The organism is Phyllobacterium sp. P5_D12, from assembly GCF_054049495.1.
The window spans coordinates 1-16,103 of record NZ_JBFUMG010000053.1 but is presented as its reverse complement, the minus strand read 5'-3'; the positions used below and the strand labels follow the sequence as shown (position 1 = coordinate 16,103).

Here is a 16,103-nt window from a genome sequence, read left to right as displayed (position 1 = left end):
CCCTTCAGGGGGAACGCGGAGGTCACTTATTTGCCGCAACGCAGTATCGGCCAATTTCTTATACTGACGCTTTGCTGTGTCTTTCACACTCATGCTATTTGCCTTATCCGTGCAGAAAGATATCAGTTGATACACATCATCACAGAAAAAGTCAATGCATTGATATGCAAATAGGCATATTATGAACATTAATTGATATCCATATTATGTCAAAATGGATATCAGTTAATATATAAAGCTAGCGTCGCGGGCTGCAGGAAAACCAAGCATTGGCACGAGAGCCAGGACAATGCGCTTGATCGGACCAAAAAGCGGTATCAGCGGCGAATATCAAACTACTGGCTGCGTGAAACGAACGACGCCCCACCGAAGCAGGGCGTCAAAGTCTTGATGAAAAGTGTTTAGGCAGGACGTCGCGTCGCTGAGAGGTACCCCCGTTATCGGGAAACTACCTGCAACGGGCTGTATAAATATGACCGCGGCTGTTACGATATTGACAGTTGCCGTTTCGCAGATTTCGAACCAACAGTCCGCCAAGAGCGCCAGCCCCAGCGCCAATCAAAGCCCCTTTGCCGCCACCGGCGATTCCGCCGATTGCCGCGCCTGCCACCGTGCCAATACTGAGATCTTTTTCTGTCGTCGTGCAGGCCGAAAGCATAAACAATGCCGCCACAGCAGCAATTAATGTTCGCATATCAACAATCCCCCTTTGCGATTCCACAATTTTGCTTGGCCCCCACGCTGGAACAGCGAAGCCGTAGATATCTTACGTCGCAAAAACCACGTTAGGCAATAGTGCTGAAAGCCGCAGCGCAGTGGGCCATGTCTTGGCGATCCGCGTCCAGTTGAGACGTTAAAGGTTAAGGTGTTTAAGGTGGTTAAGAGGTCAAAGGGTTGACGACCAGCCAATCGCACCCCACGCAGGCGGAAATGAACAATCGTTGCTGTGGGATTTGGAAGAGGTAGCCAGCTACTGTTTTCACTGGTCGGAGTGAGAGGATTCGAACCTCCGACCCCGTCGTCCCGAACGGTCGGCGCTTCTAGGAAACCCGCCGTTTTACTGCGATTGGCGTCACGCTCGAAGCCGTCTGTTCTCCTTTATTTCCGGCTTTTCTGTGGGGTAATGTGTGGGGTGGATGGCTATGCCGCTTCATCGCTGTCCTGCAACAATTGGATATAGTCAAGCAGTTCTTGCGACCGTTCGAACCATTCTCCACGCAATCTGAGATGTTTGAAACGCTTGTGCAGCCTACGCTCCAATAGCGGATCCTTAGTGGGCATGATCGCCAGGACATCGACGTCATATGGAAGGGCATTCTGAAGCTGAAAGAATCGAGCAACCCTGTCTTGGGAGATGCCGATCTTCACCGGGAAGCCGGGAGCCGCAGCGCTCACGAAATATATGAAATACTGAACTTCAGCCACACCATTGTTGATATATTCGGACAGGGCGAGTTCCGCTTGTGGGCGTTCCTCGGCACCGCAACCGGTACTAATCATCTTGGATCCGTCGCGGATTATCCACTTACCAGCTTCGAATCTGCCGCGCGTAGAGTGCATCCTGTCAGGCCTGAACCAAAGACGAGGGCCAATGACCTTTCTTCCCATGCTATTCTCCTATGCGGTTTTCCTGCGGATAGGCGTCACATTATCTGATTTGGGTTTGGGCGCCACATTCCTATTTGAGATCGCGTTGGCTGCTTCCTGCAAATGATCGGGATGATGGTGCCCATAGGTGTTTACCAGCGTCTCGACGGTCATGCCAAGGAACCCGGCCGCTTCCCATACATCCGCGCCGGCCTGCATCATCCAAGTTGCGGCGGTGTGCCTGAGAATGTGGGGCATGACATCATCGCCAAGCCCGGCAGCCTTGCATGCCGCGCGAAAGCTCTTCTTGACACTGGTCACCGGTTTTCCGTTCCACTCGACTACATAGCTTTGTGAAATCTTTGGACCTTCTGGATCGTTCAAATCGGCTGGCATATCGCGCCAKCGCTTCAGGTGAACAAGCAATCTTTGCGGAATCGGAATTGCCGGCTGTCGCTTCTTGGTCTGTTTCGTGCCTGGCGCGCGCCGGTAGAACACACCTCGATCGAGGTCGACATAGCCGGTCCCGATCGTTGGTCGGATCGCTGCGCCACATATCGCGGCGCTACGCGTGCCCGTATAGAGGCCGATGAGGATGAACCGCGCAAGGTGCCGCCCGGTCCGTCGCTTCGACTCCTGCCCCTTCCATGACTGCGTCATGCGCCATGCGGCACGAATGAGAGCTGCCGCTTCGGCACGGGTCAACCAGCGGTCGCGGGCACCGGGCTTCTCAGGCAGCCAAACCGTCGGCGCTACCGTCGCGTATCCCTCATCTTTGTAATAGTTGATTGCGGATCGGAGATCTTCAAGCTGGCGCCGTGTTGCCGCTGTGCCGTCCTGATCTTCCCATTCGGGCTTTATCTTGCGCCGTGTCTTGATACCGGCCTTCAGCTCGGCCTCGACAGATGCATTCCAGTTCTTCACAAATTGGCGTTTTTCGGCGTTCCATTTCTCACGCCGGAAATCGTTATAGGCTCGGCAAAGATGTCCATTGATCTGGTCGAGCTTCTTATCTCCGAAGAAGTCGAGAACCTTGTCGAGCCGAGCAGCGGTTTCATGCGGGTTCGAATGTTTCGGCGCGACTTCTGTCAGATAGACCGAAACGACATCCGCAATCAGGATCGCAGCGGAATCACGTCCCCGTTCTCTTGATGGCTGGTATTTTTCGGCGATGTAGGCCGCGAGGGCTTTCTCAGCGTTTCCGCGATCCGTCTCGCCGCCGCCAGTGCTGATGAACTTTGATCCATCCCGGATGAACCAGCCTGCGCGGTTGCGAAGCGAGCCATCGGCTTTTCTGCTCTCGTCGCGCCATTCGATGCGCGCTCCTTTCGACTTACGCGACATAGTTCTCTCATCCTTGCGATTGCCGCCAGGGTGACGAATTCTTTCCCGGCGATCATTTCCGTTTCAAGGCGCCCTGCATCGCGTTCCTTTCGCAATCCGGGCGGACCGATCGAGCCGTCAGGGAATGCTATCCTCGCCGCTATATCAAGCCGCAGGGGCGTATCTTCATTGTAGGTTCCGGGCGCAGGGGCGCTATTCATGCGTCTTATCCCCGCTATCCACCGGCTCCAAGGCAGCTTCAGGATAAAGCTGGACTGACCCAGGTTCACGCTCACTTTCAACGTTGTATCCTACTGGCGTCAGTTTGGTGCTGTAGAAGCCTACGACTACGCCTTGCCATGATGAGCCCTTGATCTTGCGCACGCAGTCACCGAGCTTGAACCGGCGCTCACCGCTTATCTGCTCGCCCTCCGGTTTGAGGGTGGAGAGGGCATTGGCAGCGTCATTCAATGCGTCAGAAGTGACGGTCCCCGGCATGTCAGCCGCTAGATCGCGCAAACGTTCAATCAGTTCGGTGTTGATCATGTGCGCTCCTGATACAGTCTCCGAGGCGGCAGTGACTTCGAACTAGGCGCGTGAACCTTGGCACTCTTGGCGAAGCCCTGCGACCTGATATCGCCTTTCGGTCGCTTCACGCCGGTATGCTTTGTCCGGACCTTGGCGACCTTGGACTTTTCCTTCACGTCCAATGCCGTTTTCTTCAGATGGCAATGCGAATGCGCCGGCGCGAGATTGCCTTCAGTGTTCGATCCGCCGTTGATCAGGGCGATGACATGATCGGCTTCCCACGTCTCGCCGATCTTGATCTTGGTCTTGCACAGATGGCAGGAACCCTTGTCCCGGTCATAGATGCGTTGGCGAACCCGCGGCGGCGCTTTGGTGTTATCGGTCTTGCCGATCCATTCTGCAACGGTGCGCGCCATCACTTCACCTCATCGATGTTTTGCTTGATGACGTCGAAGGAGACAGCGACAACCCAAGGGTTCGTCGACCACAGGTCTCCGCCATGCAGGTTGTTGATGAGATCTCGGTAAACTGGCCGAGGGTCGTTGTGCTGACCGATCGGAAGCCGACCTTTAGGCGCGTTAACCCCGGAAATTGTGTACGAACCTGGCAAATAGAAGATATCCGGCTCGCTGCCGTCATCCTCGACAATTCCCTCGGCGATCGCGTCAGAGCTGCTGATATCCTGCAAGCGTTCGACGCGAACATCGGTCACCGGCAGTGTCAGGCGGGATGCGCAGCGAGGCATGTGCATGGATGCGCGAAGGCGACCTGGTTGGCTCTGCTGCCAAAGCTCAACGGAATGACCATCGCATTGCTTGTCGGCCTCATAGAATGTCGGGCATGACGGCGCCCCATACTCGGTTTCGAACTCGGCACAAATCTCGGCAGGGGACTGACCGTCAAAATGAGCCTGAGATCGCCACGCTTCGCGAACCCAAAGCCGATCGCCGATCTCATATCGAACATAGTCAGGCGCCACGGCAGGCATATCAGCCGTTTCAACGCCGACCATACCGCCGCCCGAATTGGAAACGTGCCAAGTGCCGTTTGGCAGCAATTCGGGTTGCGGCTTCAACATCCGGCGAGTCTGTGTTTTGCGACCGGCGATCAAAGCCTGAACCATGGGAGCGCTGAATAGGATAGGACGGTCAGCCATCAGACCAAATCCTTCACTTCGATCTTGGCCTTACCCGCGATCATCTTGAGGTAGTTCGCCTTATTGTCCGTGTCGGCACATGCGGTTTTTGCAAGCCGAACGATGGCGACAGCTCGGGCTTCCGTGTCCTCGGACAGTCCGCCGACCAGTTCGGCAMTTATGACGGTTTCGAGTTGATCGATGTTGTCGCCTATCGCGGCCGTGACCCGCTTGGCAAAGCTCTGCAGCCATTCGGTCTCATCGAACTCATGATCAGTAGAGTCCGGCGACACCCCGGCGGAGGTTTCCGAAGTGTCGCCAGACTGATCCGCTTTCGCGGTGTTGGTGGAAGCAGCGTTCTCGGTTATCGAAGCCGCGTTGCTTCCAGCATCTCCGCTCGGGGCAAGCTTCGATGCATCTGTGTTTTGGGTTGTCGCGCCGTCAACGAGGGTTTCGCTCTCGACCGAGGCATCGCTCTGCGCAGCCGTCGAAGTCTCTGCCTGGCGCTCTATCGGCTTGTCCGAAAGCGGATCGGCGATCTTCTGATGTTCGGATCCTGACTTGACGGTACCGAAGAACATTTCCTCGACCGTCGCCTCCCCATTCTTCAGGGCGGAATACATGCCGCGCAACGTCGCGATGTGATCCACGGTGATATCTTCGACACCCTCAACGCCAAGGCTGGCATAGACTTGCTCCGGCTTCACGCCGAATGCTGCCAGTGCCTTGAACGCCTTTTCCCGGTTCTCCGACAGAGTCGTGATATCGCCGGTAATGGTGGCCTGAACCATATCGTAGGCTTTGCGCCACAATGGTTTCGGCACACCGGCCAGGATAGCGTTGCGCATCGCGATCGAGCAGGCTGCATTGCCGGTCACGATGATCATGTCATCGTTCAACACCGAACCGTTCTTCGCGCTGATCCGCCGGCGAACCCGAGCCGTTGACTTCGAATTGGTCTCGAGGTCGATGAACACGCCTTCAGCCTCGACATACTTCTCGGTCTTGTCGACGTGAACGACACGAGCTGCGGACTGGCAGTTGCCATACGACTGCTTGAGGATTTCAGCGAACCGGATCGAAGGACCGCGGATAGGCTTGCCGCCGCGGGGCAGGGCATAGATGCATTCCTCGGCGCTTTCCTCATCCAATGTCGCCATCGAGAGGATGTTGCTCTGTACCCTCTTCAGTGAACGCGGATAAGCACGGGCGGTTGAAACAAGCTGGTCGATCTCACCCTTCATCAACTGAACAGCCATGCTGGATTGGATCACAAGGCTGGTCTGATCCTGATCGATGATCTCGCCGTCTTCGGTAATGATTTCTTGTTTCATGGTCTCAAGCTCCAGTCATGAGGCGCTGCTGGTACCAGACCGGCAAATCGGTCTCGTCCAGTTCTTCAAGCGGTGTGGAAGGTACCCAGGCGGCATCAGTGCCGAACTCGGCCATGTATCGGACGTAGTTGTCGATCGCCTTGAGGATCATCGATCGGGCATAGGAGAACAGCGGATTGCCCGGCGAGAGTTTGATGCCATGCGAAACAGGGGCGCCATCCTTCGACCAGAAGACAAAGACGAAGGCGAAAACCTCGTTGGCGGCAACCTTCGCCAGCCATTCGGGATCATGAGTGCCGAAGACCCTGTCCTCGAAGATCAGCCGGCGCATCTGCCGGCGACCTTCCGAATAATGTTCGGCCGAGACGAGATAGTCATAGCTCGCCACCGCGTCACGGCAGGCTCTGTCGAACTCTTTGCCGTACATGTTGGCAAGTGACTTCAGATCGGTGATCGCGTTCATCTTGAGGTAATCGAAGCGGGCCTTGAACCGAATCCCTTTTACGGTCCAGAACACCGACACTTCCGGCATTCCGCCCTCAAATGCATTGGCGAGGGTCTTATTCGCCTTGATGAACGCCGAGGCGGCAAGGATCTTCGCATAGTCCTTGAACTTCACGGCCGTCTTGCCCGAATCCCCAAACTTTTTGAGTACGTCCTCAAAGATAACAGGGCAGTCCGGAACGGTTTTTGCGCGTCCGATCAGGTCTTCCTTCTTGCCAGACTTGGGCAAGCCGGCCTTTTCAAGGAACTCCCGCAGATCATCGATTGTTCGTAGGCAACCAGGATATTCATCAGCCGTCGGTTCAGGCGCGTGACTTGCTTTGAACTTGTCAGCGCCTTCCAGGACACACTGATGTAACTGGCGACCGAAGATCTTTGCCGGCGTGTCGTCATTGTCCGGGCGGGCAGGGTTCATTGCTGACTCCCACCAAAAGTCAGGCGCGTTGCCAATGAGCTTTTTAAGTCCGGTCGAGCCCAACGCAGTGTCAGTGTGATAGACAGTGTCTGACATGCCGAAATAGATGCCGTCAGGATGTTCAGCGAACCCTGCCTTCTGGGCGACGTCATTGATAAGCTTGCTGGCGAGGTCGCCAATTGATTGCATGGTCATGTGACTGCGCTCCGATCAGTATTTCAGGGTGACGTTGGGAACCAAGCCGCTGACGATCGCGATGACGATGTTCTGAGCCTGGTCTGCGGTGATGCCGGCACAGTCGATCAGTTCGGCGATAATCTTGCCCTCGATCGTCTTCCGGTGCGCCTTGTCGTCGTCTCGGCGTTTCTGTTCAGCCTCGGCCGCGGCTTGCTCATCGGCTGCCTTGCGGCGATCGTCCTCGACCTTCGCTGCAGCGTCGGCGATTGCCTGTCTGGCGTCCGCGTCGGCTTTCGCTGCCTTGCGTTCAGCGTCCGCTACACGCTCGGCGGCTTCATCCAAGGCCTTCTGGCGGGCTTCCCCTGCTATGCGCTCGTCTTCGACTTTTCGGGCTTCCGCCTGTTCGGCTTCTGCTTTTGCCGTATTCTCTGCAGCCAAGCGTTCAGCATCGGCAGCATCGCGTTCGGCATCCTTTGCACGAAGCTTCTCAAGTTCGACCGCATCGGCTTCCTGCTTCTCGGCGATCTTCAACATCCGGGTCAGCGTCTCGATCGCATCTTCACGCGCGAGAGAGGATTGTGCGGCGAACTCTTCCCATGTCGCGCCGAGCTGCGTCTGCTCGGCAGCGGTCAACATTTCCCGATATTCGGCGACGGTGTGACCGAGCCCGACCTTTGAAAGGACAATCAGTGCTTCAAGGTTGACCTTATGAGCATGGATGCGATCTTCTTCCGCCTTCTCCCAATCATCGACGGGCTTGCGAACCTCATCGCGCAACGCGTCAAGGCGTTCCTCGATCGTGTTACAGGCGGCATTGACCTTCTTCGTCTGGTCGCGCCATTCCTCAGTCAGCTTCTTGCCTTGGGCGACAAGCGCAGTCTTGGTGCGGGTAACCTTGTAGGCGAGGGATTTAGTTGCCTCGCGGCCGGTCTTGGTCGACGTGTCCGGGACATGCTTTGAAACTGCGTCCTTCACCGCGGAATAGAGCTTTTCGAACTCCTCATCGTTGGTGAAGGTCTCGGCCGTCATCACAGCCGGCAGTGAGATAATCAGGTCTGTTGCTGCAGCCTTGCTCATCACAACACCTTCCCAAGGTAGCCAAGGAAGAAGGCGAGGCACCCGACGGCTATGGCCATATGGAAGCACCAAGCAGCCCGACGGGCGCGGTTCTCTCTGATGACGTCGACAATGAGGATGCGGTCAGGCTGTTGTTCAAAGGTGCGGTTCATTTGGTTATTCCCCGATATCGTGGTTGAAATCTTCCGCTTGTTCTTCGTGCCAGAGATCGATCATGCCCTTGGCCTCGACCAAACTGGATGCGTCTCCGCAGCGGTCATCGCCATCGCCGCAATACTCGACGTGGACGTAATGCCAGTCCCATCTCCGATCAGGGATCGGCGGCGGCTCGTAATGGATGTCGAAGTCCCGATAGCGTTCGGTCATAGTTCCAGCGCCGATCGTGATGCTTCGAAGCTGGTCTCGATGCTGTCGATGAAGCCGAGAACCGATACGACACCGCCGATCATGGCGGCGACTGGCACGAGGTAAAAAATCCAGATCATGCTCCGAACTCCCAAATCTGCTTGTGAAACCGGCGAAAGAAGCGGGCCAAGAACAGCCGAGACTTGATCGCCATGAACCGATTGCCGCTCGCGAAAGGTGTGCCGGTGTGGCTCTTCTCGACGCGATACATGCGTTCGAGACGCGATATGGCCTGATCGATCGATACCGGCGGTTCAGTGAACCCTTCGAGCCCGACACAATGCAGACGGCTCAACAGATCGCGTTCGTCGCGGATGGATCCGATCAGGTTGCGCAGATCGCGCTTTTCCCTGAACCGGAACAGACGCTTTTCATTGGCCATCTGAACTGGCGACTTCGTGAACTTTGCCAGTGCCCGAGCGATGGAGTCGCCGGTCTCGATTGTATGCGGTTCGGTTGACAGTGGCCGTTGACGAGGTGGCCGAAAATCAGGCATCTATCGTGCCATACAACATATCATCCGAGAAATGCGCAATAACGAACTGGCGCTCGCGGGATGCCAAACCAACAGACAGAAACCACCCGGATCGCGATGCACTGATCGAGCGCTTGGAAAAGCTGAACGCTCGCCGGCAGTCGCAACGGGTGGCATAGACACCCCTGTCGGCGCTCCTCATCAGAGGTAATCCGAAACCCGATCATTCGGGCGGGGTTCCACATCGGGACGGCGACATGCTCAAGAAGCAAGCGGTATGGTTTATCGCATACGATGGCGAACGATGAAGAATAACCATGTGGCCACAATGATACCAATCGCTCCTAGGGGGTACATTATCCAACTGGCCGAAAACATACTTGCTGCAATCATCATCATGACACCTGCATTTAGTCGTTCTTGATTCAGAGAACGCGGTMCATACCTGTCTGTTCCAAGATGACGGAAAGTCCTCCACGGCCCCGCCTAGTGCGGGGTTTTCAATTGAGCAGCGCTTGGCGCAAATCGTCCAGCATGGCGAGTGTCATCGGGTTCGCCTTGTYCTTCGCCATTTCCATGTAGCCGTGTAGCGCCGCAGGATATTGGCCAGGCTGAAGGGAGCCATTTTCTAGCAGGCATACCACGAGCATCTGCATAGCCACCGTAAACGCGGACATGTGGGCTGCAAGGACTTCTTGCTCGGGCGATAATTCTGACTTCGGCATGATCTTTCTCCGGTTTTTGCAGACACGCTATCACACTTTAAATGCTGGCTATGGACCTCGATCTTGCACGCGAGTTGATGGTTTATGCCGCCAATGTATTGAAATACGAATGTCCGGRAGACGTTCCCGAGATAAGGGTCGAGCCTGACCTCGAATGTCTGGGGCAGATACGCTGGTCGTGGATACGGTCTCCGGTCATCGCGCTTCGCCAGTGGCGAGACGGCAATCGGTTCGATCAAAGCGTTCTTGTTCATGAGCTCGTGCATCACGTCCAGCGCGAGAACGGCGTCGATATGCATGGGAACACCTTTTACCTCTACGACAAGACAGAGGTGGAAGCGATCACGGTGCAATGCCGGTGGCTGCAATTAAAGGGTGAAAACCCGCGAGACCATCTGTCCGAAGCGTCTGTTTTCAAGATGACCGGCGACAAAGAGTTTGCCCGGCTTGAATGGCTTTAATCAAAACAAACCGGAGAATGTCATGCGTGGTTTTATGTCCTCGATCGGGCTTGCTGTTGCGTCAATGTTCGGAATGCAGTCTTTCCCAATGATATCGGTAGCAGAACCGCGACCGGCGAGAAACAGCGGCAAGCGCTATTGGTTCGGTGGCGAGCGTTACCGCCCCAACGGCACGCGTGAATGCGCTCGCCGCATCCGCCAGATCGCAGCCGGTCAGTTGACCGCAGCCAATGGCCTAGCGGCGTGAACATTCAGCGGCCTTGCTCCGGCAGACTGGGTTTGAATCCTCATGCGTCAGGAAGGTTTTCGTACTGCTCGCGCTATTAACGTCCATCCGAAGTCCTTTGCTTCCATAAACCGCTCAAACCGATCGCCTATTAACTTATTCGAATATCTATTGAAGGTCCGAGAACTCAGGAGGCGCATCGGTCCTCGGGTTGCTTTGAGCGTCACAGATGAGACATCCTTAACGATGAAATCTTTTTCCAAGAGGGAAACTAACTCCTGACGATTTACCCAATTGCGGATTTGCCCTGGCTTGGGTGGAGGAATGCGATTGTACTTAGTCAACACGGGCTGATTTTGAGTTGCCAACATGAGCGTGCCATTCGGCCGTAGATGCTTTGCCATCTTGGCCATAAATGCAGGTTGGTCCTCAACATGGGACAGCACCTCAAGTGCAACGACGACATCGAACTGTTCGACACCGAAATCCAGTGCCATAAAATCCCCAGCGACGAGCTGGACCAATGGCATTCGTTTTTGAGCCCGTTCGAGCACATCATTCGAAAGATCGGTTCCTGTCACCTGACCATATGCGGATAGTTCTGCGCAAAACCAACATGAGCCGCAACCGACTTCTAGGATGTCTAGATCCCTTCGGCCAAGGGAGTCCAGCCAGCTTCGGACGATCTTGGCTTGCCGAAAGGACACCTCATCGAGTTGCTGCTCCCGGGTAGATGAATTCCATTCATTCCAGAACTGTTGCTGCAATGGGACTGGGTCAGCCATATCTGTTTCCCGGCGAAAGAGTTTGCTGGGAACCAACGTAACAATTTCCAAGTATCGGGATACGTGCCTTAACTGTTGAGTTTTACTCACTACTAATTATCGATCATCTTGCCTATCTATCAATCAACTAGCCCCATGAGATGGGATTTCGGTTTAATCTTGTGCCATGACCGGGGCGGTTTATGCGATCACCGCACCGGTCAACCTGGCAGGGAAGTTTTGTTCTGGGGTTGAACGCCAATGCCCAGTGCATCTGCGAAATTTGCCACGACACAATCAAGAAGCGGAAGAGCAAGCTACGATGCACCTGCGTTGGAGATTGGATTGATCCTCAGTTTTTATCTCTGTTAGCCCGCTCGAAGCCTTCGTTCCATTGCTTCCAGTGACGTGAGTTTTCGCGGTAAGGATTGTCCAACTTGACGCCAGTTTCTCTTGAGCGTCGAGCGTCTCTCAGCCCATTGTTGTAAGGGACACCCTGCCTCCGGTCGATTTCGGGTTTTGGTTTGATCCCTTCGAGTTTGATCGAAGCTTTGACTGCGGCAATGAGCGCGTCGAAGTGCTGTTTGAGGTTCATCTTTGCCGAATACTTATCTTTGACGACTGAGCAATAGGTGCATTCGTACCGGATCGCCGGAAACCGGGGCTGCACATAGTCATTTATAGCTCGGTGAAATGGGTAAGCGAGACTACGCTCTTGGTGGTGCAGTGCGGATGAATCTGAAAGGAGCGGCGGTGTCATAGCCGCACTTTGGACACTCGAAGATTGGGCCTGGATCCGTACCTCGAGCGTTTGAGTGTCCGACGGTCAGCATAACAGTGGGTGGAAACTGGCACATGCAAAGCTTGTAACCAAGGGCTTGGGCTATTTGCGCTTCGGCGATGTTTAACTGTTCAATGGATTTCTCGATCGCAAGGGTAGCTGCCTTCTGGTCCTTCTCGGGGAGGGACTTCTTCGCATCAGTGTAAAGGCCAAGCAGAGAGCGGACTGTATCGATGGCAGATTTGGCCGCGTTCGCTCCGGCTGCGATGGCTTGTGGGTCTATCTCCATGCCGATGCTCCTTTGGTTCACTCAATGACCGATGGAACAGCTTCTTGGCCCGCAAACGCAACACTAAATATAGCGCCTTTTGTTGATCTCAGTGGATAAGTGAAAACGTATGCCAGTCCTGAAGAACGCACGGCACGAGAAGTTCGCCCAGGCGGTAGCCAAGGGCACAAGCGTCACCGAAGCCTATACCAAGGCAGAGTACAAGGGCGATCGCAAGGCCGCATCGAACTTATGGACAAATGTGGACATCAAGAAGCGGGTCGAGGAAATCCAATCCAAGACCGCCAAAAAGGTCGAGGTAACCGTCGACAGCCTCACTGCAGAGCTTGAAGAAGCCCGAGCGCTCGCACTCAAAGAGAAGCAGTCCAGCGCTGCGGTATCCGCCACCATGGGCAAGGCAAAGCTGTTCGGTCTTGGCAGCGAGAACCGGAAGATATCAGGAACCATTCAGGTGGTGACCATCACTGCCAAACAATTGGATGCGCTGACCGACGATGAACTTGCAACTCTCGAAACAGCCTATCCAGTGCTCCAGAAGCTCGGGCTTATCTCTGCAGACGCTCCAGGCGGCGAAACAGAAGCGGGAAGCGCAGAAGAACCTTGATGAGGAGATCGAGAAGTCAGTCGCTTCTCTCCCGTCCTTCATCAGGGCAGGGTGGCACGTGCTCGAACCGGCTCGACCGTATAAGCACGGTTTCCACATCGATGCGATTGCTGATCACCTGCAAGCCATAACAGCAGGCCAGCTGACGCGGCTGATCATCAACGTACCGCCCGGCACAATGAAGTCACTTGCCGTCGGTGTGTTTTGGCCGATGTGGGAATGGGGGCCGCAGGGCCTGCCACATTTGCGGACCATGGCTACATCATTCAAGGAGAGTCTCGCCAGGCGCGATAACGTCAAGGCGCGTCGTTTGGCACAATCCGACTGGTTTCGCGACCGGTGGGGCCAGAACTTCAATCTGATGGGGGATCAGAACGAAAAGCTGAAGTTCGAGAATGACAAGACTGGTTTCCGTGAGGCGATGGCCTTCACGTCGATGACCGGTTCGCGTGGTGACAGGGCGATCGTGGATGATCCGCTCTCAGTCGACCAGGCGAAGTCTGACACGATGCGGGAGAATGCCAAAGAGACCTTTCTTGAAGCGCTTCCGAACCGACTGAACGATCCCGAGCATTCTGCCATCGTCATGGTGATGCAGCGCTTGCATGAAGACGATCCGAGCGGTGTCGCACTGGCAAGGAACATGGGTTACGAGCATTTGATGCTGCCCATGGAGTTCGAGCCGGATCGGCGCTGCTACACGGTGGTAAAGCCGACCTACATGGATTCGGAACCCGTCAGGGCGCGATACGACGGCGGCAAGCAGATATGGTACCGCGAAGATCAGGAAGTTCCTGAACAGCGTAAGCCCTATGTCGAGAAGGCCGAGCTGAAGACGGTCTATCCTCATGACATCCGGAAGGTCGACGGCGAACTCCTGTTCGAAGCCCGGTTCCCGCGTCTCGTCGTGGAACGGGACAAGGTATCGCTCGGTTCGCTCGGGTTTGCCGGTCAGAACCAGCAGAGACCGTCGCCACGCGAAGGAAATATGTTCAAGCGATCCTACTTCAAGGTCGTCAAGGCAGTGCCGGCCGGTACCAAGTTCGCCCGCGGGTGGGATTTGGCTGCGAGCGAGAGCCATGAGGCAGCACGTACCGCCGGAGTGAAGATCGGACGCCAACCTGACGGACGTTGGGTAGTGGCTCACATGGTGGCGGACTGGTTGAGCCCCGCAGGAATGCGGACGCTGATCAAGAATACTGCCAGCCAGGACGGGAACACCGTCGATATCGCGCTTCCACAAGATCCCGGCGGTGCTGGCAAGGTGCAGAAGTTCGATCTGACCTCGATGCTTGCAGGCTACGTCGTAAAGGCAAGACCGGTCACAGGCGACAAGGAAACACGGGCAGAACCGTTCGCAGCACAATGCGAAGCGGGCAACGTCGATATCCTCGAGGGGGTATGGAACGAAGAGTATCTGGAAGAACTCTGCATGTTCCCGACCGGCAAGCTCAAGGACATCGCCGACGCTTCAGCCGAAGCATTCAATCACCTCGCCACGCGGGGCACCGCAACAGCACTCTTTGGGACTTATGGAAACCGATAGATGACCGACAAGCAACCCAACGCGACGAGCCGCGATTACGATGCCATGGCTCCCTATTGGACCATGGTGTCAACGATCCTTGCCGGGGCGAATGCTATGCGTGCGGCCAAGCAGTACCTTCCGCAGTTTCCCAATGAGACCGAGAAGGATTACGAGTTCCGTCGGAAGAACAGCAAGTTTACCAATATCTTCCGCGACATCGTTGAGAACCTGGCAGCCAAGCCCTTCTCAAAGGAAGTCGCACTCGGCGACAAGGTTACCGAACGGATCAAGACGCTTGCCGAGAACATCACCGGGCAGGGCGACAGCCTGCACKTCTTTGCCGCTAATACCTTCTTTCATGGCATTTCCTATGCGGTCGATTGGATCCTTGTCGACTACACCAAGAACGTTCCGGCGAACGTCACGGTGCAGCAGGAGAAGGAACTCGGCGCCCGTCCGTATTGGGTGAGGGTACCGGCGCAGAATGTGCTTGCCGCCTATTCCGAGATGATCGGCGGGGTTGAAACCTTCGTGCATGTCCGGATCAGGGAAGATGCGACGGAACGTGACGGCTATGGTGAAAAGACCGTTGAGCGCGTCCGTGTCCTCGATCGCGAGTTGACCCGCGACGAAAAGGGCGAAGTGATCGCCGCCGCTGATGCGACATGGGAAGTCTGGGAGAAGCAGAAGGACAAAGACGGCAGGGAATCATGGGTTTCGGTCGGATCAGGTCCGATCACCATCAAGGAAATCCCGCTTGTCCCGTTCCTGACCGGTCGTCGCCTCGGTCATTCATGGCAGGTCGTTCCACCGCTTCAGGACGCAGCCGATCTCCAGATCGAACACTATCAGCAGGAATCAGGCCTGAAGTACGCCAAGGAATTGACGTGTTTCCCGATGCTCGCCGGCAACGGCGTCTCGCCTGCCATGGGCGAGGATGGCAAGCCTCTTGCCGTTCCGGTCGGTCCGAAGTCGGTTCTCTACGCGCCTTCCAATGGTGAGGGGGAGCATGGCGAATGGAAGTTCATCGAACCTTCGGCTCAATCCCTCAAGTTCCTTGCCGATGACGTGAAGGAGACAGGCCAGCAGCTTCGCGAGCTTGGTCGCCAGCCCCTGACAGCGCAGACCGGCAACCTCACAGTGGTTACGACCGTGTTCGCCGCACAGAAGGGCAACAGCGCTATCCAGGCATGGGCGCTGAACCTGAAGGATGCGCTTGAGAACGCGATGCGGCTGACCGGAAAATGGTTGAATGAGAAACTAGAGGCCGAAGTCACGGTTCATACCGACTTTGACGTCGAGACAGACAGCCTTGAGGGAATGAAGGTTGTTCTCGAAATGAAGAAGGACAGCCTGATATCCCGCACCGCTGCGATCACGGAAGCCAAGCGGCGCAACATCCTGTCGCCTGAATATGACGATGATGCCGACATGGAACTCATTCTCGAGGAAGTGCCGGGCGATGACGGCGAGGACGATATCACCGGATCGCAGACTCCGCCGGTCAGGAAGCCGATCATTCCGGCGACGACATAGCGCCACGTCACACCATTTTCGAATTGGCCTGCCAGCGGATGTTGGCCGGCGAACGGGCGGGATTGCCCATATCAAAGGCCGGATGGCCGGAAAGACTGAACGATGAAAATCAAACTTATTACCATCGACGGCAAGACTTTTGCTGAAATTCAGGATGGCAAGCCCGTCTATGTGCATGAAGATGGCAAGGAAGCGGCGTTTGACGCTCCAAAGACCGTCGCCACGATAT

The 16,103-nt window shown here is 55.7% G+C and carries 21 protein-coding genes; 5 read left to right on the top strand and 16 right to left on the bottom strand.

Features of this window, described 5'->3' with window-relative positions:
- Positions 1-448: 448 nt before the first annotated feature.
- From ACXJ5O_RS06305 to ACXJ5O_RS06240, 14 genes are all read right to left on the bottom strand, one after another.
- Entirely contained in the window at positions 449-694 is a 246-nt protein-coding gene (locus tag ACXJ5O_RS06305; protein WP_209997623.1) for a YMGG-like glycine zipper-containing protein, read from the bottom strand.
- 446 nt (positions 695-1,140) lie between these two features.
- The gene (locus ACXJ5O_RS06300) at positions 1,141-1,500 is read right to left on the bottom strand and encodes a GIY-YIG nuclease family protein (protein ID WP_457299143.1); all 360 of its coding nucleotides are present in this window, start codon (positions 1,498-1,500) and stop codon (positions 1,141-1,143) included.
- 117 nt (positions 1,501-1,617) lie between these two features.
- Positions 1,618-2,931 (bottom strand): tyrosine-type recombinase/integrase, encoded by a 1,314-nt coding sequence (locus ACXJ5O_RS06295; protein WP_457299142.1) that lies wholly within the window; start codon positions 2,929-2,931, stop codon positions 1,618-1,620.
- Positions 2,932-3,123: 192 nt separating this feature from the next.
- Positions 3,124-3,456, bottom strand: a complete 333-nt coding sequence (locus ACXJ5O_RS06290) for a hypothetical protein (protein ID WP_457299141.1) — start codon at positions 3,454-3,456, stop codon at positions 3,124-3,126.
- On the bottom strand, positions 3,453-3,854 hold the full coding sequence (locus tag ACXJ5O_RS06285; protein WP_457299140.1) for an HNH endonuclease: 402 nt from the start codon (positions 3,852-3,854) through the stop codon (positions 3,453-3,455). The genes ACXJ5O_RS06290 and ACXJ5O_RS06285 overlap by 4 nt, the downstream gene beginning before the upstream one ends.
- The gene (locus ACXJ5O_RS06280) at positions 3,854-4,594 is read right to left on the bottom strand and encodes a hypothetical protein (RefSeq protein WP_457299139.1); all 741 of its coding nucleotides are present in this window, start codon (positions 4,592-4,594) and stop codon (positions 3,854-3,856) included. The genes ACXJ5O_RS06285 and ACXJ5O_RS06280 overlap by 1 nt, the downstream gene beginning before the upstream one ends.
- Positions 4,594-5,907 carry a hypothetical protein gene (locus ACXJ5O_RS06275; protein ID WP_457299138.1) on the bottom strand — a complete coding sequence of 438 codons (1,314 nt, stop codon included), beginning with the start codon at positions 5,905-5,907 and terminating at the stop codon, positions 4,594-4,596. The genes ACXJ5O_RS06280 and ACXJ5O_RS06275 overlap by 1 nt, the downstream gene beginning before the upstream one ends.
- A gap of 4 nt (positions 5,908-5,911) precedes the next feature.
- Positions 5,912-7,021 carry a PD-(D/E)XK nuclease-like domain-containing protein gene (locus ACXJ5O_RS06270; RefSeq protein ID WP_457299137.1) on the bottom strand — a complete coding sequence of 370 codons (1,110 nt, stop codon included), beginning with the start codon at positions 7,019-7,021 and terminating at the stop codon, positions 5,912-5,914.
- Positions 7,022-7,036: 15 nt separating this feature from the next.
- A complete protein-coding gene (locus ACXJ5O_RS06265; RefSeq protein WP_457299136.1) occupies positions 7,037-8,080 on the bottom strand; it encodes a hypothetical protein in 1,044 nt (347 codons plus the stop codon).
- Positions 8,080-8,232, bottom strand: coding sequence for a hypothetical protein (locus ACXJ5O_RS06260; RefSeq protein WP_457299135.1), 153 nt, complete (start codon positions 8,230-8,232; stop codon positions 8,080-8,082). The genes ACXJ5O_RS06265 and ACXJ5O_RS06260 overlap by 1 nt, the downstream gene beginning before the upstream one ends.
- A gap of 4 nt (positions 8,233-8,236) precedes the next feature.
- Complete coding sequence (locus ACXJ5O_RS06255; protein ID WP_457299134.1) at positions 8,237-8,446, bottom strand: hypothetical protein; 210 nt, start codon at positions 8,444-8,446, stop codon at positions 8,237-8,239.
- The gene (locus tag ACXJ5O_RS06250; protein WP_457299133.1) at positions 8,443-8,565 is read right to left on the bottom strand and encodes a hypothetical protein; all 123 of its coding nucleotides are present in this window, start codon (positions 8,563-8,565) and stop codon (positions 8,443-8,445) included. Before ACXJ5O_RS06250 ends, ACXJ5O_RS06255 begins: the two co-directional genes overlap by 4 nt.
- Entirely contained in the window at positions 8,562-8,981 is a 420-nt protein-coding gene (locus tag ACXJ5O_RS06245) for a hypothetical protein (RefSeq protein ID WP_457299132.1), read from the bottom strand. The genes ACXJ5O_RS06250 and ACXJ5O_RS06245 overlap by 4 nt, the downstream gene beginning before the upstream one ends.
- Positions 8,982-9,460: 479 nt before the next feature.
- Complete coding sequence (locus tag ACXJ5O_RS06240) at positions 9,461-9,685, bottom strand: hypothetical protein (protein ID WP_457299131.1); 225 nt, start codon at positions 9,683-9,685, stop codon at positions 9,461-9,463.
- Positions 9,686-9,726: 41 nt separating this feature from the next.
- On the opposite strand from ACXJ5O_RS06240, the gene ACXJ5O_RS06235 reads away from it, so the two are divergent.
- Together ACXJ5O_RS06235 and ACXJ5O_RS06230 are read left to right on the top strand one after the other, a co-directional pair.
- Positions 9,727-10,146 (top strand): hypothetical protein, encoded by a 420-nt coding sequence (locus tag ACXJ5O_RS06235; protein ID WP_457299130.1) that lies wholly within the window; start codon positions 9,727-9,729, stop codon positions 10,144-10,146.
- A 22-nt stretch (positions 10,147-10,168) separates the two neighbouring features.
- Positions 10,169-10,393, top strand: a complete 225-nt coding sequence (locus ACXJ5O_RS06230; RefSeq protein ID WP_457299129.1) for a hypothetical protein — start codon at positions 10,169-10,171, stop codon at positions 10,391-10,393.
- 47 nt (positions 10,394-10,440) lie between these two features.
- On the opposite strand, the gene ACXJ5O_RS06225 is transcribed toward ACXJ5O_RS06230, so the two are convergent.
- Both ACXJ5O_RS06225 and ACXJ5O_RS06220 read right to left on the bottom strand, forming a co-directional pair.
- On the bottom strand, positions 10,441-11,157 hold the full coding sequence (locus ACXJ5O_RS06225) for a class I SAM-dependent methyltransferase (RefSeq protein WP_457299128.1): 717 nt from the start codon (positions 11,155-11,157) through the stop codon (positions 10,441-10,443).
- A gap of 686 nt (positions 11,158-11,843) precedes the next feature.
- A complete protein-coding gene (locus tag ACXJ5O_RS06220; protein WP_457299127.1) occupies positions 11,844-12,206 on the bottom strand; it encodes a hypothetical protein in 363 nt (120 codons plus the stop codon).
- 109 nt (positions 12,207-12,315) lie between these two features.
- On the opposite strand from ACXJ5O_RS06220, the gene ACXJ5O_RS06215 reads away from it, so the two are divergent.
- From ACXJ5O_RS06215 to ACXJ5O_RS06205, 3 genes are read left to right on the top strand one after another with little or no spacing between them, the layout of a single operon-like run.
- Positions 12,316-12,810: a terminase small subunit gene (locus tag ACXJ5O_RS06215; RefSeq protein ID WP_457299126.1), complete on the top strand. Its 495-nt coding sequence runs from the start codon at positions 12,316-12,318 to the stop codon at positions 12,808-12,810.
- Positions 12,811-12,868: 58 nt separating this feature from the next.
- A complete protein-coding gene (gene terL / locus ACXJ5O_RS06210) occupies positions 12,869-14,356 on the top strand; it encodes a phage terminase large subunit (RefSeq protein WP_457299125.1) in 1,488 nt (495 codons plus the stop codon).
- Complete coding sequence (locus ACXJ5O_RS06205; RefSeq protein WP_457299124.1) at positions 14,357-15,874, top strand: DUF4055 domain-containing protein; 1,518 nt, start codon at positions 14,357-14,359, stop codon at positions 15,872-15,874. It abuts the gene before it with no gap.
- Positions 15,875-16,103: the final 229 nt, after the last annotated feature.